Origin of the sequence: Panacagrimonas sp., from assembly GCF_965216805.1 — a bacterium.
GTDB lineage: Bacteria > Pseudomonadota > Gammaproteobacteria > Nevskiales > Nevskiaceae > Panacagrimonas.
Genome location: NZ_CBDCGN010000003.1, coordinates 1037248 through 1053867, shown reverse-complemented (window position 1 = coordinate 1053867; position 16620 = coordinate 1037248). Strand labels below are relative to the sequence as shown.

Genomic DNA, 16620 nt, shown 5'->3' with positions numbered 1-16620 from the left:
TCGCGCCTCAGCCCAGCACCCGGCCCACAATCAGATCTGCCGCCTGCTCTGCAGTCACGGTGGTGGTATCGATGTGAATCTCCGGTGACTCGGGTGTCTCGTAAGGCGAATCGATGCCGGTGAAGTTCGGCAACTGGCCGGTGCGTGCCTTCTTGTAGAGACCCTTCACGTCGCGCTTCTCGGCCTCGGCCAGCGGGGTGTCGACATGGATCTCGATGAATTCGCCCTCCGGCAGCATGCCGCGCACCAGCTCGCGCTCCGCGCGGAACGGCGAGATAAAGGCCGTGAGCACGATCAGCCCGGCGTCGGTCATCAGCTTGGCCACCTCGCCGATACGGCGGATATTCTCGATGCGGTCCGCCTGCGTGAAGCCCAGATCCTTGTTCAGACCGTGGCGGATGTTGTCGCCGTCGAGCAGGAAGGTGTGCTTGCCGAGGTGTGCCAGCTTCTTCTCGACCAGGTTGGCGATGGTGGACTTGCCGGAGCCGCTCAGGCCGGTGAACCACAGCACCGCCGGCTTCTGCTGCTTGAGTTCGGCACGAGACTCCCGGGTGACGTCCAGCGCCTGCCAGTGCACGTTCTGGGCACGGCGCAGGGAGAAGTTCAGCATGCCGGCGGCGACGGTGGCGTTGCTGAACTTGTCGATCAGGATGAAACCGCCGAGCGTGTGATTGTCGGCGTAGGGCTCGAAGGGGATCGCACGCTCGGTGGTGAGCTTGGCCACGCCGATGGCATTGAGCTCCAGGGTCTTGGCGGCGAGGTGTTCGAGGGTGTTGACGTTGATCTGGTACTCGGGCGGCTGCACGCGCGCCGTCACGGTCTGGGTGCCGATCTTGAGCCAGTACGGCCGGCCGGGCACCAGCGCCTCGTCGCTCATCCACACCAGGGTGGACTCGAACTGGTCGGCGACCTGCGTCGGTTGTTCGGCCTGGGTGATCACGTCGCCGCGCGAGCAGTCGATCTCGTCGGCCAGGCACAGGGTGATGGACTGCCCGGCCACGGCCTGCTCCAGATCGCCGTCGAAGGTCGCGATGCGGCTGACCGTACTGGTCTTGCCGCTGGGCAGCACGCGGATGGCATCGCCGGGTTTGATCGAGCCGCTGGCGATCAGGCCGGAGAAGCCGCGGAAGTCCAGGTTCGGGCGATTGACCCACTGCACCGGCAGGCGGAAGGGCTTGGCCTGGTCCAGCGTGGTGTCCAGCTCCACTGTCTCCAGGTGCGCCATCAGCGGCGCGCCGGTGTACCAGGGCATGTTCGGCGAGTTGGCCGTGATGTTGTCGCCCTTGAAGCCGGAGATCGGCATGGGCGTGAAGTCCGTAATGCCGATGCTCTTGGCGAAGCTGCGGTAGTCCTCAACGATCTGTTCGTACTTGGCCCGGTCGTAGCCGATCAGGTCCATCTTGTTCACGGCCAGCACCAGATTGCGAATGCCGATCAGGTGCGCGAGGTAGCTGTGTCTCCGGGTCTGGGTGAGAACCCCCTTTCTGGCATCGATCAGGATGATCGCCAGGTCCGCGGTGGAGGCCCCGGTGACCATGTTGCGGGTGTACTGCTCGTGGCCGGGGGTGTCGGCGACGATGAACTTGCGCTTTTCCGTGGAGAAGAACCGGTAGGCCACATCAATGGTGATGCCCTGCTCGCGCTCGGCGGCCAGACCATCGACCAGCAGCGCGAAGTCGATCTCCTGGCCCTGGGTACCGACCTTCTTGGAGTCGGCCTCCAGCGCGGCGAGCTGGTCCTCGAAGATCATCTTGGAGTCGTACAGCAGCCGGCCGATCAGGGTGGACTTGCCGTCGTCCACCGAGCCGCAGGTGATGAAGCGCAGCAGGCTCTTGTGCTGGTGACGGACGAGATAGGCGTCGATGTCTTTCGCGATCAGCTCGTCGGTGACGTAGATCGGGTCCGGGGTCGTCGTTGAAGTGTTCATTTAGAAATACCCCTCCTGCTTTTTCTTCTCCATGCTCGCGCTGCCGGCATCCCTGTCGATGGCTCTGCCCTGGCGCTCCGAGGTCGTCGTGAGCAGCATTTCCTGGATGACGCGCGGCAAGGTGTCGGCGGTGCTCTCGACGGCACCGGTCAGGGGGTAGCAGCCCAGGGTGCGGAAGCGGATCGAGCGCATCACGGGCGTCTCACCCGGGTTCAGGCGGAAGCGTTCGTCGTCGACCATCAGGATCAACCCATCACGCTCCACCGTGGGCCGCTTTGCGGCCATGTACAGCGGCACGATGGGGATGTTCTCCAGGTGGATGTACTGCCAGATGTCGAGCTCGGTCCAGTTGGAGATCGGGAACACGCGGATCGACTCGCCCTTGGCCTTCCTGGCGTTGTAGAGGTTCCACAGCTCGGGCCGCTGGTTCTTGCCGTCCCAGCGATGGCTGGCGGAGCGGAACGAGAAGATGCGTTCCTTGGCGCGGGATTTTTCCTCGTCACGCCGGGCGCCGCCGAAGGCCACGTCGAACTTGTGCAGGTCCAGCGCCTGCTTGAGCCCCTCGGTCTTCCACAGGTCGGTGTGCAGGGAGCCGTGGTCGAAGGGGTTGATGCCCTTGGCCTTGGCCTCGGGGTTCTGGTAGACGAGCAACTCCATGCCCGACTCGCGCGCCATCTGGTCGCGCAGCGCGTACATGGCCTGGAACTTCCAGGTGGTGTCCACGTGCAGCAGCGGGAACGGCGGCGGCGCCGGATAGAACGCCTTGCGCGCCAGATGCAGCATCACGGCGCTGTCCTTGCCCACCGAGTACAGCATCGCCGGCTTCTCAGCGTCGGCAATCACCTCGCGCAGGATGTGAATCGATTCGGCTTCGAGGCGTTGAAGGTGGGTGAGGGTCACGGACGGCGATTGCGTAGTCACGACAGGGGCCATATGCGGGTGAGACCAGAGATGAATCCGCGATTTTAGCGGGTCGTCGTGGAGGGTCCGGGCGCATTTCGCGCACCGGAGGATCAAAGCCAGTGACCGAAGGATAAACGCGCCGGAAATTCCGCCCGGCTCTTAGAACTTTTCGTCCTTTGCTTCAGCTGTTCTTTGGCTGCTCCGCAGCGACTGCTTGCGGTCAGCGCGCGCGGCCGGCGCGCGCGCTGGCGCCGAAGGCGTGATCCCTGGCGCGTGAGCACGCAGAAACAGGTCCACCACTTCGTCCAGGTGGCGCCGGCGCGCCTCGCCTTCCAAGGGCGTGCCGGCGCCGACCAGACAGCGGATGTGATGCTCGCCCTTGAGCAGCACGAAGAAATGCGCAGCGGACCTTCGGGCATCTCGAAGGCTGATCTCGCCCTCGCGGGCGGCGGCCTCCAGCACCTGGGAGAAGCGCTGCATGGTGCGTTCCGGACCGGCCTCCCAGAACAGGCGGCCGAATTTTCCGTTACTGCCGGCTTCGGCGGCGAGCAGTCGGTACATGTTGATGACGTCCTGACTGTTGACCAGATCCAGGAACCCCTGCCCGATTCCCAGCAGACGCTCGCGCAGCGGCGGCCGTAGCTGAACGTCGAACAGCACGTCGGGCCAGTGTTCCGCGCACTTGGCAAAAATGGTCTGGCGAAACAGTTCCTCCTTGTTGCGGAAATGGCTGTAGACCGTGAGCTTGGAAACCCCGGCGGCCTGCGCGATGCCCTCCATGCTGGTGCGGCTCAGACCCTGCGCGGTGAACAGGGCCTTGGCCGCGATCAGGATGGCCATGCGCTTGTCCAGGTCCTTCGGACGCCCGCGCGGGAGCCGCGAGGCGGCGGCGCGAACGGCAGGCTTGCTTGACTGGGCCATGGCAACGGGAAACCGCAACAGGAAGAGTTCGACCGCAAAGTTCGACAGCGCCCCGCGCCGGGCGGGCGCGGTCACGCTGCCATGCCGTCGAATCTAGACCAGCCATCCCCCGCCTGTCGCGCGGTGGTAGCCGGTATTGGACCGACGATTTAATAATGTACCATTCGGTTCAATATATAGACGCGCGCATCTGCGTCGCGGGAGGACCTGGTGGCGTTCCAAATTCCCTGGCGGGTTGCATCAGTCCTCGCGGGCGTGCTGCTGAGCGCGTGCAACGGCGGCGCGCCGCCGCCCAAGCCGGCGCAACCGGTGGTCGTCGAATCGCCGCAGCCGCTGCAGGGTCCGGGCGCCGCCGAGGCGTTTCCCGGCACCGTCCACGCGCGGGTGGAAGCCGACCTGTCGTTTCGGGTGCCGGGCAAGATCGCCTCGCGCAAGGTCGATCTGGGCACGCGGATCGAGCCGGGCATGGTGCTGGCGGTGCTGGACCCACAGGACGCGCGGCTCAACCTGGATGCCGCCCGGGCGGCGCTGGCCGCCGCCGAAGCGGACCTGTGGCTGGCGCAGGAAGAAGAGAAGCGCTATCGCGACCTAAAGGAGCGTGGCCACATCGGCCAGTCGGCACTGGATTTGCGCGTCAACACCACCCGGCTGGCGCAAGCCCGCGTGGAGCAGGCGCGCTCGCAACTGGACCTGGCGCGCAACCAGTCGCGCTACACCGAGCTCAAGGCCGACGTCGCCGGGGTGGTGACGCAGGTGATCGGCGAACCCGGCAACGTGGTTGCCGCCGGCCAGCCGGTGCTGCGGGTAGCCGCCGACGGCGAGCGCGAAGTCCGCATCGCAGTGCCGGAGGGCCGCGTGCAAGCGCTGCGCGACGCCCCGCAACTGGTGGTGGAAATCTTCAACCAGCCCGGCAAACCCTACGCGGCCAAGCTCCGCGACCTCAGCCCGCAGGCCGACCGCGCCACCCGCACGCACGAGGCGCGCATCACCCTGTCCGAGCCCGACGAGCAGGTGCAGCTCGGTGCCACTGCCACGGTGATGGCGCTGTCGGCCGCGGACGGCAAGACCTTCCGCCTGCCCGCCACCGCTCTGGGTGCGCTGGAGGATCAGGCCGCCGTCGTGTGGACCCTGGTCGACGCCGAAGATGGCGGCACCCAGGTCGAGCCGCGTCCAGTGCAGGTCCTGCAGTACCTGGATAACGCCGCCATCGTCAGCGGCGAACTGGCGCTGGACGACCGCCTGGTCAGCGCCGGCGTGCACCGGCTGACGCCGGGCATGCGGGTTCGACCCATTGATCGCGCGGCCAAGGCCGCGCTCTGACACCCGACCGAGTCCGCACATGGGGCGTATCAATCTGAGCGAATGGGCGCTGGCCAACCGGCCGCTGGTGATCTTCGCGATGGTGTTGTTGGCAATACTCGGCGTCTGGGGCTACGCCCACCTGGGCCAGTCCGAAGACCCGCCGTTCACCTTTCGCGTGATGGTGATCCGCACGATCTGGCCGGGCGCCACCGCCGATCAGGTCGACCGCCTGGTGACCGACAAGATCGAGGAAAAGCTGCAGGAACTCGATTCGCTGGACTACCTGCGCTCCTATTCGCGCCCGGGCGAATCGCAGGTGTTCGTGATCTTTCGCGAAGACATTCCGGCGCACACCATGCCGGAGAACTACTACCAAACGCGCAAGAAAGTCGACGACATCCGCCACACCCTGCCGGCGGGCGTGATCGGGCCGGCGTTCAACGATGAATTCGGCGACACCTTCGGCAACATCTATGCGCTGCAGGGCAAGGATTTCAGTTACGAGGAGCTCAAGGACTACGCCGACCGCATCCGCGACCGCCTGTTGCGTATCGACGACGTCGCCAAGGTCGAATTCGTCGGCCTGCAGGAAGAACGCATCTACGTGGACGTGGCCAACTCCCGGCGCGACCAGCTCGGCATACCTCCCACCCTGATCGCCGAAGTGCTGGCGCAGCAGAACGATGTCACGCCCTCCGGCGACTTCGATACGGCCACCGACAAGATCTATCTGCGCGTCAGCGGCGGACTGGACCGGGTGGAGGAACTGCGCAATCTGCCTATCAGCTTCCAGGGCCGTACGTTCCGTCTCGGCGACGTTGCCGAAATCTACCGCGGCTACCAGGACCCGCCGGCACCACGGGTGCGATTCAACGGCGAGCCTGCCATCGGCATTGCGGTGTCCATGGAGAAAGGCGGCGACATCATCCGCCTCGGGCGCCGGCTCGATGCCGAGTTCGAGAAACTCAACCGCGAAGTACCGCTGGGCATGGAGCTGCAGCGCGTCGCCGACCAGCCGCGCGCGGTCAGTCGCGGCATCAACGAGTTCCTCAAGGTATTGGCCGAGGCGGTGATCATCGTGCTGGCGGTGTGTTTCATCTCCCTGGGCGTGCGCACCGGACTGGTGGTGGCGTTGTCGATCCCGCTGGTGCTGGCGATGACCTTCGCGGTGATGCACCAGCTCGGCATCGGCCTGCACAAAATCTCGCTCGGCTCGCTGATCCTGGCGCTGGGCTTGCTGGTGGACGATGCCATCATCGCGGTGGAAATGATGGCGGTGAAACTCGAACAGGGTTACGACCGGGTCAAGGCGGCGGCCTTCGCCTATTCCAGCACCGCGTTTCCGATGCTCAGCGGCACCCTGATCACTGCCGCCGGCTTTCTGCCCATCGCCACCGCCAAGAGCAGCACTGGCGAATACACGGTGTCGATCTTCCAGGTGGTGACCATCGCCTTGCTGGTGTCGTGGATTGCCGCGGTGCTGTTCGTACCCCTGCTGGGCTACAAGCTGCTGCCGGAGAAAGGGCTGTCGCCCGACGGCCAGACCCACGGCGAACATGGCGTCTACCACACGCGCTTCTACAACCGTTTCCGCCGGCTGGTACGGCTGTGCGTCAACCGGCGCTGGACCACCATCGGACTGACGCTGGCTCTGTTCGTCGGCAGCCTGGTGATGTTCAGCAAGGTGCCGCAGCAATTCTTTCCCAGCTCCACCCGCCTGGAACTGCTGGTGGACCTCAAGCTGCCCGAGGGCGCATCCATCGCGCAGACCGATGCCGCGGCGCTGCGCATGGAACACCTGCTCAAGGACCTGGAAGGTCTGATCAGCTACGTCGCTTACGTGGGCAGCGGCGCGCCGCGCTTCATCCTGCCGCTGGATCAGCAGCTGCCGGCGGCCAGCTTCGCGCAGTTCGTGCTCAACACCCGCGACATCAAGGCCCGCGAGGCGATCCGCGCTCATCTGCTGGAGACTCTGCCCGACGAATTTGCCGACCTGCGCTGGCGCGTCAACCGCCTCGAGAACGGCCCGCCGGTGGGCTACGTGCTGCAGTACCGCGTGTCGGGCCCGGAGCGCGAACAAGCCACGCGCTACGCCGAGGAGATCGCCGCCCTGCTGCGCGACAACCCTCACACCGCGGGCGTGCACCTGGACACCGCAGAGCGCTCCAAGACCATTTCCGTGTCGATCAACCAGGATCGCGCGCGCAGTCTGGGCGTGAGCTCGCAGACCGTCTCGCAGTTGCTGGAGACCGCGATCAACGGCGCCACCCTGAGTCACTTCCGCGAAGACAACAAGCTCATCCAGATCGTGCTGCGCGGCCCGCCCAGCGAACGCGAGCGCCTGGAGCTGCTGTCCAGCCTGTCGATCCCCACCACCAGCGGTGCCAACGTACCGCTGGCGCAGATCGGTCGCCTGGAGTTCCGCTTCGAGCAGGGCATCCTGTGGCGACGCGACCGCGCGCCTACCATCACCGCCCGGGCGGACGTCTATTCGGACATCCAGCCGGCGCAGGTGGTGGCGCAGCTGGCACCCAGCATCGCCGAGCTGGAATCGCGGCTGCCGCCGGGCTACCGCGTCGAGGTTGGCGGCACCGTGGAGGACGCCGCCAAGGGCCAGAACAGCGTCAATGCCGGCATGCCGCTGTTCATCCTGGTGGTGCTGACCGTGCTGATGATCCAGCTCAAGAGCTTCTCGCTGTCGATCATGGTGTTCCTGACCGCGCCGCTGGGCATCATCGGCGTCGCCGCATTCCTGCTGCTGTTCGGCCAGCCCTTCGGTTTCGTGGCGATGCTCGGCACGATCGCACTGCTGGGCATGATCATGCGCAACAGCGTGATCCTGATCGACCAGATTCAGCAGGACCTCGACCACGGCCGCGGTCCGTTCGACGCCGTGGTGGAGGCCACCGTGCGACGCTTCCGTCCCATCGTGCTGACCGCCCTGGCGGCGGTGTTGGCGATGATCCCCTTGTCGCGCAGCGTGTTCTTCGGCCCGATGGCGGTGGCCATCATGGGCGGCCTGATCGCAGCGACCGCGCTGACCCTGCTGTTCCTGCCGGCGCTGTACGCGGCATGGTTCAAGGTGCCGCGCTCGACCGATCCGGACGCGCAGACCGAGCCGTCTCCCGCGCCTGCGGGCAGCCTGCCCTGATCTCGGGTCATCGCTCGAAGGTCATTAGCCGAAACGAGCCGCAGGTGAAATCCGGGCACCCGGATTTCACCAGCACTCAATCGACGCCGGCGCTCAGACAAGACTGCAGCACAGCGCGCAGCTGCGGCAGCACCTCGGCCTCGAACCACGGCCTGCGCCTGAGCCACAGCGTGTTGCGCGGGCTGGGATGCGGAAGCGGAAAAAATCCGTTCGCGAGGTGCCGGCGCCAATCGCGCACAGTGTCCTCCAGCGCCTGCTTCGGGCCCGGCAGATAGTAGGCCTGCGCATACTGGCCGATCAGCAGGGTCAATCCGATCCGCGGCATCTGCGTGCGGACGCGCAGGTGCCACTGCGGCGCGCACTCCGGTCGCGGCGGCAGGTCGCCGCCCTTGCCGCGTCCCGGATAGCAGAAGCCCATCGGCACGATGGCGATGCGCGCGGCGTCGTAGAAGGTGTCGCGGTCCACATCCATCCACTGGCGCAGGCGCTCGCCGCTGGCATCGTTCCAGGGGACCCCGCTGGCATGCACCTTGGTGCCCGGCGCCTGGCCAACGATCAGCAGGCGCGCCTGCGGCGCTGCGCGCAACACCGGCCGCGGCCCCAGCGGCAGATGCCCGCTGCACAGCGTGCAGGCGCGAATCTCGCTCAGCAACAGCTCAAGCGGAGTGGCGGGGTCTTCTGCGTGGACGGGCATGCGCGATACTGCGAAACCGTGAATGAAGATCGAAGCATGATGCCGTCAAGGTGCGGCCGGCGGCCACACCCGCCTGCAAGTCGCGTCGGTCGGATCGCGCTGGCCCTGCTGCCGCTGAGCCTGGTGGCGATCGCGACCGGTTGCGCCCAGCTCGGCTATTACGCGCATCTGGCGCGCGGACAGATGGAACTGCTGTCGCAGCGCGAGCCGATCGCGCAGATCGTCGGCGACGAGCGACGCGACCCCGAACTGCGGCGCCGTCTGACGCTGGTGCTCGACGCCCGCCGCTTTGCGGTGCGCGACCTGCAACTGCCCGACAACCCCAGCTACACGCTGTACGCCGACCTGCAGCGCGCCTATGCCGTATGGAATGTGCTTGCCACGCCGGAGTTTTCGCTGGCGCCGCTGGAATCCTGCTTCCCTATCGCTGGCTGCGTCGCCTACCGCGGCCACTACAGTCGCGAACGTGCCGAAGCGCAGGCCCAAGCGCTGCGCGAGCAGGGCCATGACGTCGACATCGGCGGCGTGCCGGCCTACTCCACCCTGGGCTGGTTCGACGACCCGGTGCTCAACACCATGCTGCACTGGAGCGACGCGGTGCTGGTCGCCACCGTGTTCCACGAACTGGTGCACCAGCAGCTCTACGTGAGCGACGACACTGTGTTCAACGAGTCCATGGCGCGCTTCGTGGAACAGCAGGGGCTACGCGAATACTTCACCGCCGGTCGTATCGACGAGACCGACTCCGCGTTGCAGCGCGAGCGCCAGCAGCAATTCACCCACCTGGTGCTGGACGCGCGCGAACGCCTGTCCCGGCTGTACGCGCAACCGCTGTCGAACGAAATCATGCGCAAGCGCAAAGCCGAGGAGTTCCAACGCCTGAAGGCCGAATACGCCGAGTTGCGCGACACCCGCTGGAACGGCGACGGCGACTACGACGGCTGGTTCGCGCGCGACCTCAACAATGCCAGCCTGCTCAGCTTCGGCTTGTACGACGAGTACGTGCCCGCGTTCGAAAGCCTGTACGACGTTTCCGGTCGCGACTGGCACCGCTTTCATGCCGCCTGCCGCGAACTCGGCAATCTGCCGGGGCCGACACGCCGCCTGCGCCTGCAAAGCCTGATGCAGTACCGTAGCGCCGAATCCGATTGATCGATTGCCCAACGCATCCGACCATGAACCAGAACTACGACTACGACCTTTTTGTAATCGGCGCCGGCTCCGGCGGCGTGCGCGCCGCGCGCTTCGCGGCCAACTACGGCGCACGCGTGGCCGTCGCGGAAAGCCGCTATTACGGCGGCACCTGCGTCAACGTGGGCTGCGTACCCAAAAAGCTGCTGGTGTACGGCGCACACTTTTCCGAGGACTTCGAAACCGCTGCCGCCTACGGCTGGAACCTGGGCGAACCGCGCTTCGACTGGGCGCGCTTGATCGACAACAAGAATCGCGAGATTGCCCGCCTCAACGGCATCTACCGCAAGCTGCTGACCGGCGCCGGCGTGAGCCTGTTCGACGGCCACGCACGCCTTTGCGATCCGCATACCGTGGAGGTCAACGGCCAGCGCCACCGCGCCGCGAACATCCTGATCGCCACCGGCGGCTGGCCGCACAAGCCCGAGGTGCCCGGCGCCGAGCACGCCATCACCTCCAACGAAGCCTTCTTCCTCAACGCGCTGCCGCGTCGCATCGTGGTGGTGGGCGGCGGCTATATCGCGGTGGAGTTCGCATCGATCTTCCACGGCCTGGGCGCCGACACCACCCTGATGTATCGCGGCGATCTGTTCCTGCGCGGCTTCGACGACAGCCTGCGCACGCATCTGCGCGAAGAGTTCGAACGCAAACAACTCAAGACGCACTTCGGCACCGACATCGCCGCCATCGACAAGCAAGCCGACGGCAGCCTGCGCGCCACGTTGAAGGATGGCAGCGCACTGGAAACCGACTGCGTGTTCTACGCCACCGGGCGTCGACCCCTGCTCACCGACCTGGGCGTGGAGAACACCGGCGTGCGTCTGGACGAGCGCGGCTACATCGATGTCGACGCGCACTACCGCACGGCCGAGCCTTCGATCTTCGCCATCGGCGACATCATCGGTCGTGTCCAGCTCACACCGGTGGCGCTGGCCGAGGGCATGGCGGTGGCGCGCACCCTGTACCAACCGGAACTGGCGCGGCCGGTCGCCTACGAGCTGATTCCCACCGCCGTGTTCAGCCTGCCCAACATCGGCACCGTGGGTCTGAGCGAGCAACAGGCACTTGAGGCGGGGCACCGGCTGAACATCTTCGAGTCGCGCTTCAAGCCGATGAAGCTGGCCTTTGCCGACAACGCCGAGCGCACCCTGATGAAACTGGTGGTGGATGCCGATAGTGATCGAGTGCTTGGCTGCCACATGGTGGGGCCGGATGCCGGCGAGACCATTCAGGGCCTGGCGGTGGCGCTCAAGGCCGGCGCCACCAAGCGCATGGTCGACGACACCGTCGGTATCCACCCGAGCTCGGCGGAGGAGTTCGTGACCATGCGCGAGGTCACCCGCAAGGTCGCGCCCGAAGCCTGACGAAACCCGGTCATGCATCCGTGCTGATGGCGGCTCGCGGCCGTCGGCAGCGCCGACAAGGGCGGCCCATGCCCTTGTCGTGTGCGCTCAACAGATAGGCCCGACGGCGGGCGCGGCCCGCCCTACACGTCGAAACGGGATGCAGCCGCGCGACGATGAGCCCTATGCCGGTCCACGGGCGCCGTCAACCCGGCGCGGGAGCGGTGCCGTGCTCGGCCAGTACGCGCAGCAATTGCGCCGGCTCCTGATAACCCGGAATCAGCTCGCCGTCCGGCAGCACGATGGCCGGCGTTCCGCGCAGGCCCAGCTCCGCGGCCAGGCGCAGATGATCCATGACCGGGTTCTTGCATTCCTTGGGTCCTTCGAAGCCGCTGCCCAGCTTGGCTTCGGTCAGCGCCGCCTTGCGGTCCGCCGCACACCAGACCTTTTCGGCCTTGAAGAACGATGCCGTCTCCGGCCCCGAGCGCGGAAAGAACACGTAACGCACGGCAATGCCGTCGTCGTTGTATTCCTTGATGTGCTGGTGCAGCTTGCGGCAGTACCCGCAGTCGATGTCGGTGAACACCGTCACCGTGTACTTGGGTTCGCCTTTGGCCGGCGCATACTCGATGGTCTGGTCCGCTGCCATGCCGTTGACCAAGGTGGCGCGCGCACTGCGACGCCGGTTCTCGGTCAGGCGTTCGCCGGAGGCCAGGTCGTTGAGATCGCCGTCGATCAGATAACGCCCGTCCAGCGACACGTAGCCGAAGTTGAAGCCGGCCTGGATCTCGTACAGCCCCTCGATGGGCGTGGGCCGCACCTCGTCGATCTGCACCGTGGGCAGGTTGACCTGCAGACGTGCCTTGAGCGCGGCCATGTCTTCGGGATCGGCGTCGAGCACCGGCTCCGGCGCGACGGCCGGCGTCGAGCCCGCGGCAGCCTCGTCTTGATCGGGCTGTTGCGGCGCGCAGGCGACCGTCAGCAGGGCGAAGGCACCTAACCACCAGAGCTTGTGCATCGAAGAATCCTGTCGGGAGACCGCCATAGTGTAACGACGGCAGGAACGGGCGATCCGTTGTGATCGTCCGCACACAATGACCGTTGCTCGGCCTTGTCGGTTGCAAGCCGCCGCGAAAGACTAGCCTCCCGCCACCGACATATCCCGGCTGGCAGCGCCGCTTCCCCAGGAGACCCCAATGAACAAGCGCGAAGAAATCCTGGTTTACAGCCGTATCGTCGTCGGGGTGGTGCTGATGACGCTGGTGACCCTCGTCGTCCTGCCCTGAGCCCGCCGCGCTTCGCAAGCGGGGCACGGGAAACCAGCTACGGGCCCCGGCCAGGGTCGGCAACCGCCGACGCGCTGCCCCGGAACGGCAGTCATTGCCGATAATATCGGCCGTTCAGGTCATCTCTTCCGACGCCTCGCCGATGTGGGTCCCCCTGCTGCAACGCCTGTATGGCGTCTTCGCTGCGCCGGTGCTGGGCCTGATCGTCTTCGGCGTGGTCTGTCCGCTGATCCTGCTCGCCCCCACGTTGAGCCTGCGCCGCCGCATCGGCCGTGGCGGCGTGCGCCTGGGCCTGCTGAGCATCGGCATCCCGCTGCGGGTGCGGGGTCTGCAGCATCTTCCCGCCGGCGCCTGCCTGGCTGTGGCCAATCACGCGAGCTACATGGACGGGCTGGTCCTCACCGCCGCCCTCCCGGAACGCTACACGTTTGTGGTCCAGGATGGTGCCGGCCGCTGGCCTTACGTGGGTCTGGTCCTGCGACGCATGGGTTGCAGCTTCGTCAATCGCAGTTCGGCCCGCGACGGCGCCGCGCAGACCCGCCAACTGATCCGCCGCGTGCAGGAAGGCGAGTCGCTGGCGGTGTTTGCCGAAGGCACTTTCGAGCCCGACCCGGGCCTGCTGCCGTTCAAGAAAGGAGCGTTCCTGATCGCCGCCCGCGCGGGGGTGCCGGTGGTGCCGGTGGGTATCCGTGGCACGCGGGATTTCTTTGGCGGCCACCGGCGCGGCTTGCGCTGGAGCCGGATCGAAGTCGAGGTGGGACCGCCGATTGCGGCCAGCACCGACGCCGCCGCCTTGCGCGATGCCGCCCGTAGCGCGGTACTTTTGCGCTGCGGCGAGCCTGACCGCCACGCCGCGCCCGAGCCCAACGGAGACCTGTTGTGAGCGGCCCTGCGCTTTCGCCCCACCAACGTTATCAAGCCGACCTCGCGCGCCCGGGCTTTGTCGCCGATCAAGCGCAGGCCGCGGCGGTCGAAGCCCTGCAACAGGTTTTCGAGACCTTGGAGGCCAACCCACCGAAAAGACGCCTGATGCGCCGCAGCCTGATCTGGCCGCCGGTGGCCGGCCTGTATCTGTGGGGCGGCGTGGGTCGCGGAAAGACGCATCTGATGGACGCGTTCTTCGACGCGCTGCCGCCCGAACACAAACAGCGCACGCACTTCCACCGCTTTCTGCTCGACGTCCACGCCAGACGCCGACGATATCCGGATTCGCGCGATCCGTTGCGCATGGTGGCCGCCGAGATCGCCTCGCAGGTGCGGGTGCTGTGCTTCGACGAGTTCTATGTGTCGGACATTGCCGACGCCATGATCCTGGGACGCCTGTTCAAGGGCCTGTTCGCACGCGGCGTGACCCTGGTGGCCACCAGCAATTGCGAGCCCGACCAGCTCTATCCCAACGGCCTGCAGCGCGCCAACTTCCTGCCGGCCATCGACATGCTCAAGGCCCATGTGCGGGTCCTGAACGTGGACGGCGGCACCGACTACCGCCTGCGTGCGCTGACCCGTGCCGAGCTGTATCACTGGCCCAACGACCCACGCGCCGACGAGCTCTTCGAAAACGCCTTCGAGGACATTGCACCGGAACCCGGCTGTGCCCACGTCAAGGTGGAAATCGACGGCCGCACCCTGCACGCGCGTCGCCTGGCCGATGGCGTGGTCTGGTTCGAGTTCAACGAGGTCTGCGACGGCCCGCGTTCCGCCGCCGACTACATCGAGCTGGCCCGCGAGTACCACACGGTGCTGATCTCCAGGATTCCGCAGCTCACCGTGGAGCGCGAAGACCCCGCGCGGCGCTTCATCAACCTGGTCGACGAGTTCTACGACCGCGGCGTCAAGCTGCTGCTGGCCGCCGACGTGCCGCAGGAGCAGCTCTACACCGGCAAGCGCCTGCAGTTCGAGTTTCGCCGCACGCAGTCGCGCCTGCAGGAAATGCAGTCGCAGGAGTATCTGGCCAAACCGCATCTGGCCTGAGCGCAGGCGCGAAGCCCGCGTCCGGGGACAGGTGCGCTCACCCACTATCGCTGCGCGCGCCCGCGCACTACGCTGGAAGCGCGCCGGAACTTCCCCCTCACGACGCTGCCTCAAACGCACCGGCACGGCGCCCCGCCCACCGGATCGGGGAGGAAGAGGTCGCAACCCGCCATGCGTGTCCTGAGCCTCATCGCGATGCTGAGCGCAACTTTCGCCGCCCAGGCGCAGGTCTACCAATGCACGGACGCGGAAGGCCGCAGGCTGTATCAAGACCGCCCCTGCGCAGCCGGCCAGCAGACCACCCGCTTCGATCCGCTGGCCGGCAACCTCACCACCATTGATTCGACTGCGTCCCGCGAGCAGACGCAGGGCGCGCTGCTGATGCGCGAAGAAATTCGCGAGCAGCACATCGGGGTCACCATGCCCGCCGCCGCCGACACCCGCATCACCCTGTCCGAGCCCGCCTGGGAAGCACAGCCGGTCTATCCGGCAGCGTTCCCGTATCCGATCTATCGGGACCGCCATCGTGACCGCGACCGCGGTCGCGATCGGAACCGGCGCGACCCCGACTTTCGCGGCGACCGCGATCACCTGCGTCCCGATACCGCCCGCGCGCGCGCCGGCGGCGGTTACGTACCCGCACCGCCGACCATCCGCCAGATCGCACCGCGTCCGCCTGCGACTTCGCCCGCAGGGTCGTCACGGGCAGGCGTAGGGCGCGACGACGATCATTAGGGATTCTCTGATTTACCTCTCGAAGTTGCACGCTGTTTGCGTTTCAATCTGGAACGGACAGACGGATGACTTTGATGAAGCAACAGAGCCTGGGCAGTGGATTTGAGAAGTACGCGCGCACGACCAAGCGGGCGCGCTTCCTGGAGCAGATGGACTCGGTGATGCCGTGGTCCTCGCTGTGCGAGGTGATCGAGCCGTATTACTTCAAGGATACCGGCAGCGGCGGACGGCCACCGATAGCACTGGAGCGGATGCTGCGGATCTACTTTCTGCAGCAGTGGTTCGATCTGTCGGACCCGGCGGCCGAGGAGGCCTTGTACGACTCGGCGTCGATGCGCCGTTTTGCGGGGATTGACCTGGGCCTGGAGGCGCCGCCGGACGAAACCACGATCTGCAAGTTCCGCCACCTGCTGGAGCGCAACACCCTGGGCAAGCCGCTGTTTGACCAGGTCCAGCGCTACCTTCAGGAGCAGGGCTTCAAGATCAGCAAAGGGACGATCGTGGATGCCACGATCATTGGCGCGCCGAGTTCGACCAAGAATCAGCAACAGCAGCGCGATCCCGAGATGCACCAGACCAAGAAAGGCAACCAGTGGTACTTCGGCATGAAGGCGCACGTGGGTGTCGACAGCCGGACCCGGCTGATTCATTCGGTACAAGCCACGGCGGCGAACGTGGCCGACTGCCGGGTATTGCCGGAACTGCTGCACGGCCAGGAGACGCGGGTGTGGGGTGATCAGGCGTATCGCGGTCAGGGCAGCGTCATTCGTGAGAAGGCCCCGCAGGCGCTGGATTTCACCAACCGGCGCTACCGTCTCAAGGGCGTCATCGACGAATCAGAGCGGGCGAAGAACCGGACCAAGTCCAAGGTGCGCGCCAAGGTCGAGCACGTCTTTGCGGTGATCAAGCTGCGCTTCGGTTTTACCAAGGTCCGCTACCGCGGTCTGGCGAAGAACCTGCACCGGCTGCAGGTGACCTGCGCGCTGGCCAACCTGTACCTGGCGCGCGCTCAATTGATGAAGCTGCAGCAGGCGTAATCCGCCTGCTGCACAGCGATTGAGGCCGAAAGGCCAAGAAACGAGGCATCCGAGGCGATCCAAGCACCCATAATTCGGATTTCTTATCGGCTTGGGGCGCCAGTCACCAGGTAAATCAGAGAATCCTTAGCGCATTTTTCGATTCGAGCGAATTCTCGA

Annotated in this window: 13 protein-coding genes; 8 read left to right on the top strand and 5 right to left on the bottom strand. The window is 66.1% G+C overall.

All coding sequences use genetic code 11. The features are described from left to right. Positions 1-7 precede the first annotated feature (7 nt). The 3 genes from cysN to ACOOHP_RS17830 all read right to left on the bottom strand — a co-directional run bounded on the left by cysN (position 8) and on the right by ACOOHP_RS17830 (position 3670). Positions 8-1927, bottom strand: coding sequence for a sulfate adenylyltransferase subunit CysN (gene cysN, locus ACOOHP_RS17840; protein ID WP_420467833.1), 1920 nt, complete (start codon positions 1925-1927; stop codon positions 8-10). Then, positions 1928-2860, bottom strand: coding sequence for a sulfate adenylyltransferase subunit CysD (gene cysD, locus ACOOHP_RS17835; RefSeq protein WP_420467832.1), 933 nt, complete (start codon positions 2858-2860; stop codon positions 1928-1930). 129 nt (positions 2861-2989) lie between these two features. Then, positions 2990-3670: a TetR/AcrR family transcriptional regulator gene (locus tag ACOOHP_RS17830; RefSeq protein ID WP_420467831.1), complete on the bottom strand. Its 681-nt coding sequence runs from the start codon at positions 3668-3670 to the stop codon at positions 2990-2992. A gap of 291 nt (positions 3671-3961) precedes the next feature. Between ACOOHP_RS17830 and ACOOHP_RS17825 the strand changes: the two genes are divergently transcribed. Next, entirely contained in the window at positions 3962-5071 is a 1110-nt protein-coding gene (locus tag ACOOHP_RS17825; protein ID WP_420467830.1) for an efflux RND transporter periplasmic adaptor subunit, read from the top strand. Positions 5072-5090: 19 nt separating this feature from the next. Further along, positions 5091-8204, top strand: a complete 3114-nt coding sequence (locus ACOOHP_RS17820; RefSeq protein WP_420467829.1) for an efflux RND transporter permease subunit — start codon at positions 5091-5093, stop codon at positions 8202-8204. 76 nt (positions 8205-8280) lie between these two features. Here the strand turns inward: ACOOHP_RS17820 and ACOOHP_RS17815 are convergent, their stop codons facing one another. Beyond that, complete coding sequence (locus ACOOHP_RS17815) at positions 8281-8898, bottom strand: uracil-DNA glycosylase family protein (RefSeq protein ID WP_420467828.1); 618 nt, start codon at positions 8896-8898, stop codon at positions 8281-8283. Between the two features lie 39 nt (positions 8899-8937). Between ACOOHP_RS17815 and ACOOHP_RS17810 the strand changes: the two genes are divergently transcribed. Both ACOOHP_RS17810 and gorA read left to right on the top strand, forming a co-directional pair. Next, complete coding sequence (locus ACOOHP_RS17810) at positions 8938-10050, top strand: aminopeptidase (protein WP_420468738.1); 1113 nt, start codon at positions 8938-8940, stop codon at positions 10048-10050. 23 nt (positions 10051-10073) lie between these two features. Then, positions 10074-11453, top strand: coding sequence for a glutathione-disulfide reductase (gorA, locus tag ACOOHP_RS17805; protein ID WP_420467827.1), 1380 nt, complete (start codon positions 10074-10076; stop codon positions 11451-11453). A 184-nt stretch (positions 11454-11637) separates the two neighbouring features. Here the strand turns inward: gorA and ACOOHP_RS17800 are convergent, their stop codons facing one another. Next, positions 11638-12450, bottom strand: coding sequence for a DsbC family protein (locus tag ACOOHP_RS17800; protein WP_420467826.1), 813 nt, complete (start codon positions 12448-12450; stop codon positions 11638-11640). Between the two features lie 410 nt (positions 12451-12860). On the opposite strand from ACOOHP_RS17800, the gene ACOOHP_RS17795 reads away from it, so the two are divergent. The 4 genes from ACOOHP_RS17795 to ACOOHP_RS17780 all read left to right on the top strand — a co-directional run bounded on the left by ACOOHP_RS17795 (position 12861) and on the right by ACOOHP_RS17780 (position 16461). Further along, positions 12861-13601, top strand: coding sequence for a lysophospholipid acyltransferase family protein (locus ACOOHP_RS17795; protein WP_420467825.1), 741 nt, complete (start codon positions 12861-12863; stop codon positions 13599-13601). Continuing rightward, positions 13598-14689, top strand: coding sequence for a cell division protein ZapE (gene zapE / locus ACOOHP_RS17790; RefSeq protein WP_420467824.1), 1092 nt, complete (start codon positions 13598-13600; stop codon positions 14687-14689). Before ACOOHP_RS17795 ends, zapE begins: the two co-directional genes overlap by 4 nt. Positions 14690-14860: 171 nt before the next feature. Beyond that, entirely contained in the window at positions 14861-15424 is a 564-nt protein-coding gene (locus ACOOHP_RS17785; RefSeq protein ID WP_420467823.1) for a DUF4124 domain-containing protein, read from the top strand. A gap of 74 nt (positions 15425-15498) precedes the next feature. After that, positions 15499-16461, top strand: coding sequence for an IS5 family transposase (locus tag ACOOHP_RS17780; RefSeq protein ID WP_420464632.1), 963 nt, complete (start codon positions 15499-15501; stop codon positions 16459-16461). Positions 16462-16620 lie beyond the last annotated feature (159 nt).

Coding starts and splice junctions, on each gene's coding strand:
- cysN (WP_420467833.1), bottom strand. CDS start 1,927: ATGAACACTTCAACGACGACCCCGGACCCGATCTACGTCACCGACGAG.
- cysD (WP_420467832.1), bottom strand. CDS start 2,860: ATGGCCCCTGTCGTGACTACGCAATCGCCGTCCGTGACCCTCACCCAC.
- ACOOHP_RS17830 (WP_420467831.1), bottom strand. CDS start 3,670: ATGGCCATCCTGATCGCGGCCAAGGCCCTGTTCACCGCGCAGGGTCTG.
- ACOOHP_RS17820 (WP_420467829.1), top strand. CDS start 5,091: ATGGGGCGTATCAATCTGAGCGAATGGGCGCTGGCCAACCGGCCGCTG.
- ACOOHP_RS17815 (WP_420467828.1), bottom strand. CDS start 8,898: ATGCCCGTCCACGCAGAAGACCCCGCCACTCCGCTTGAGCTGTTGCTG.
- ACOOHP_RS17810 (WP_420468738.1), top strand. CDS start 8,938: ATGCCGTCAAGGTGCGGCCGGCGGCCACACCCGCCTGCAAGTCGCGTC.
- gorA (WP_420467827.1), top strand. CDS start 10,074: ATGAACCAGAACTACGACTACGACCTTTTTGTAATCGGCGCCGGCTCC.
- ACOOHP_RS17800 (WP_420467826.1), bottom strand. CDS start 12,450: ATGCACAAGCTCTGGTGGTTAGGTGCCTTCGCCCTGCTGACGGTCGCC.
- ACOOHP_RS17795 (WP_420467825.1), top strand. CDS start 12,861: ATGTGGGTCCCCCTGCTGCAACGCCTGTATGGCGTCTTCGCTGCGCCG.
- ACOOHP_RS17785 (WP_420467823.1), top strand. CDS start 14,861: ATGCGTGTCCTGAGCCTCATCGCGATGCTGAGCGCAACTTTCGCCGCC.
- ACOOHP_RS17780 (WP_420464632.1), top strand. CDS start 15,499: ATGAAGCAACAGAGCCTGGGCAGTGGATTTGAGAAGTACGCGCGCACG.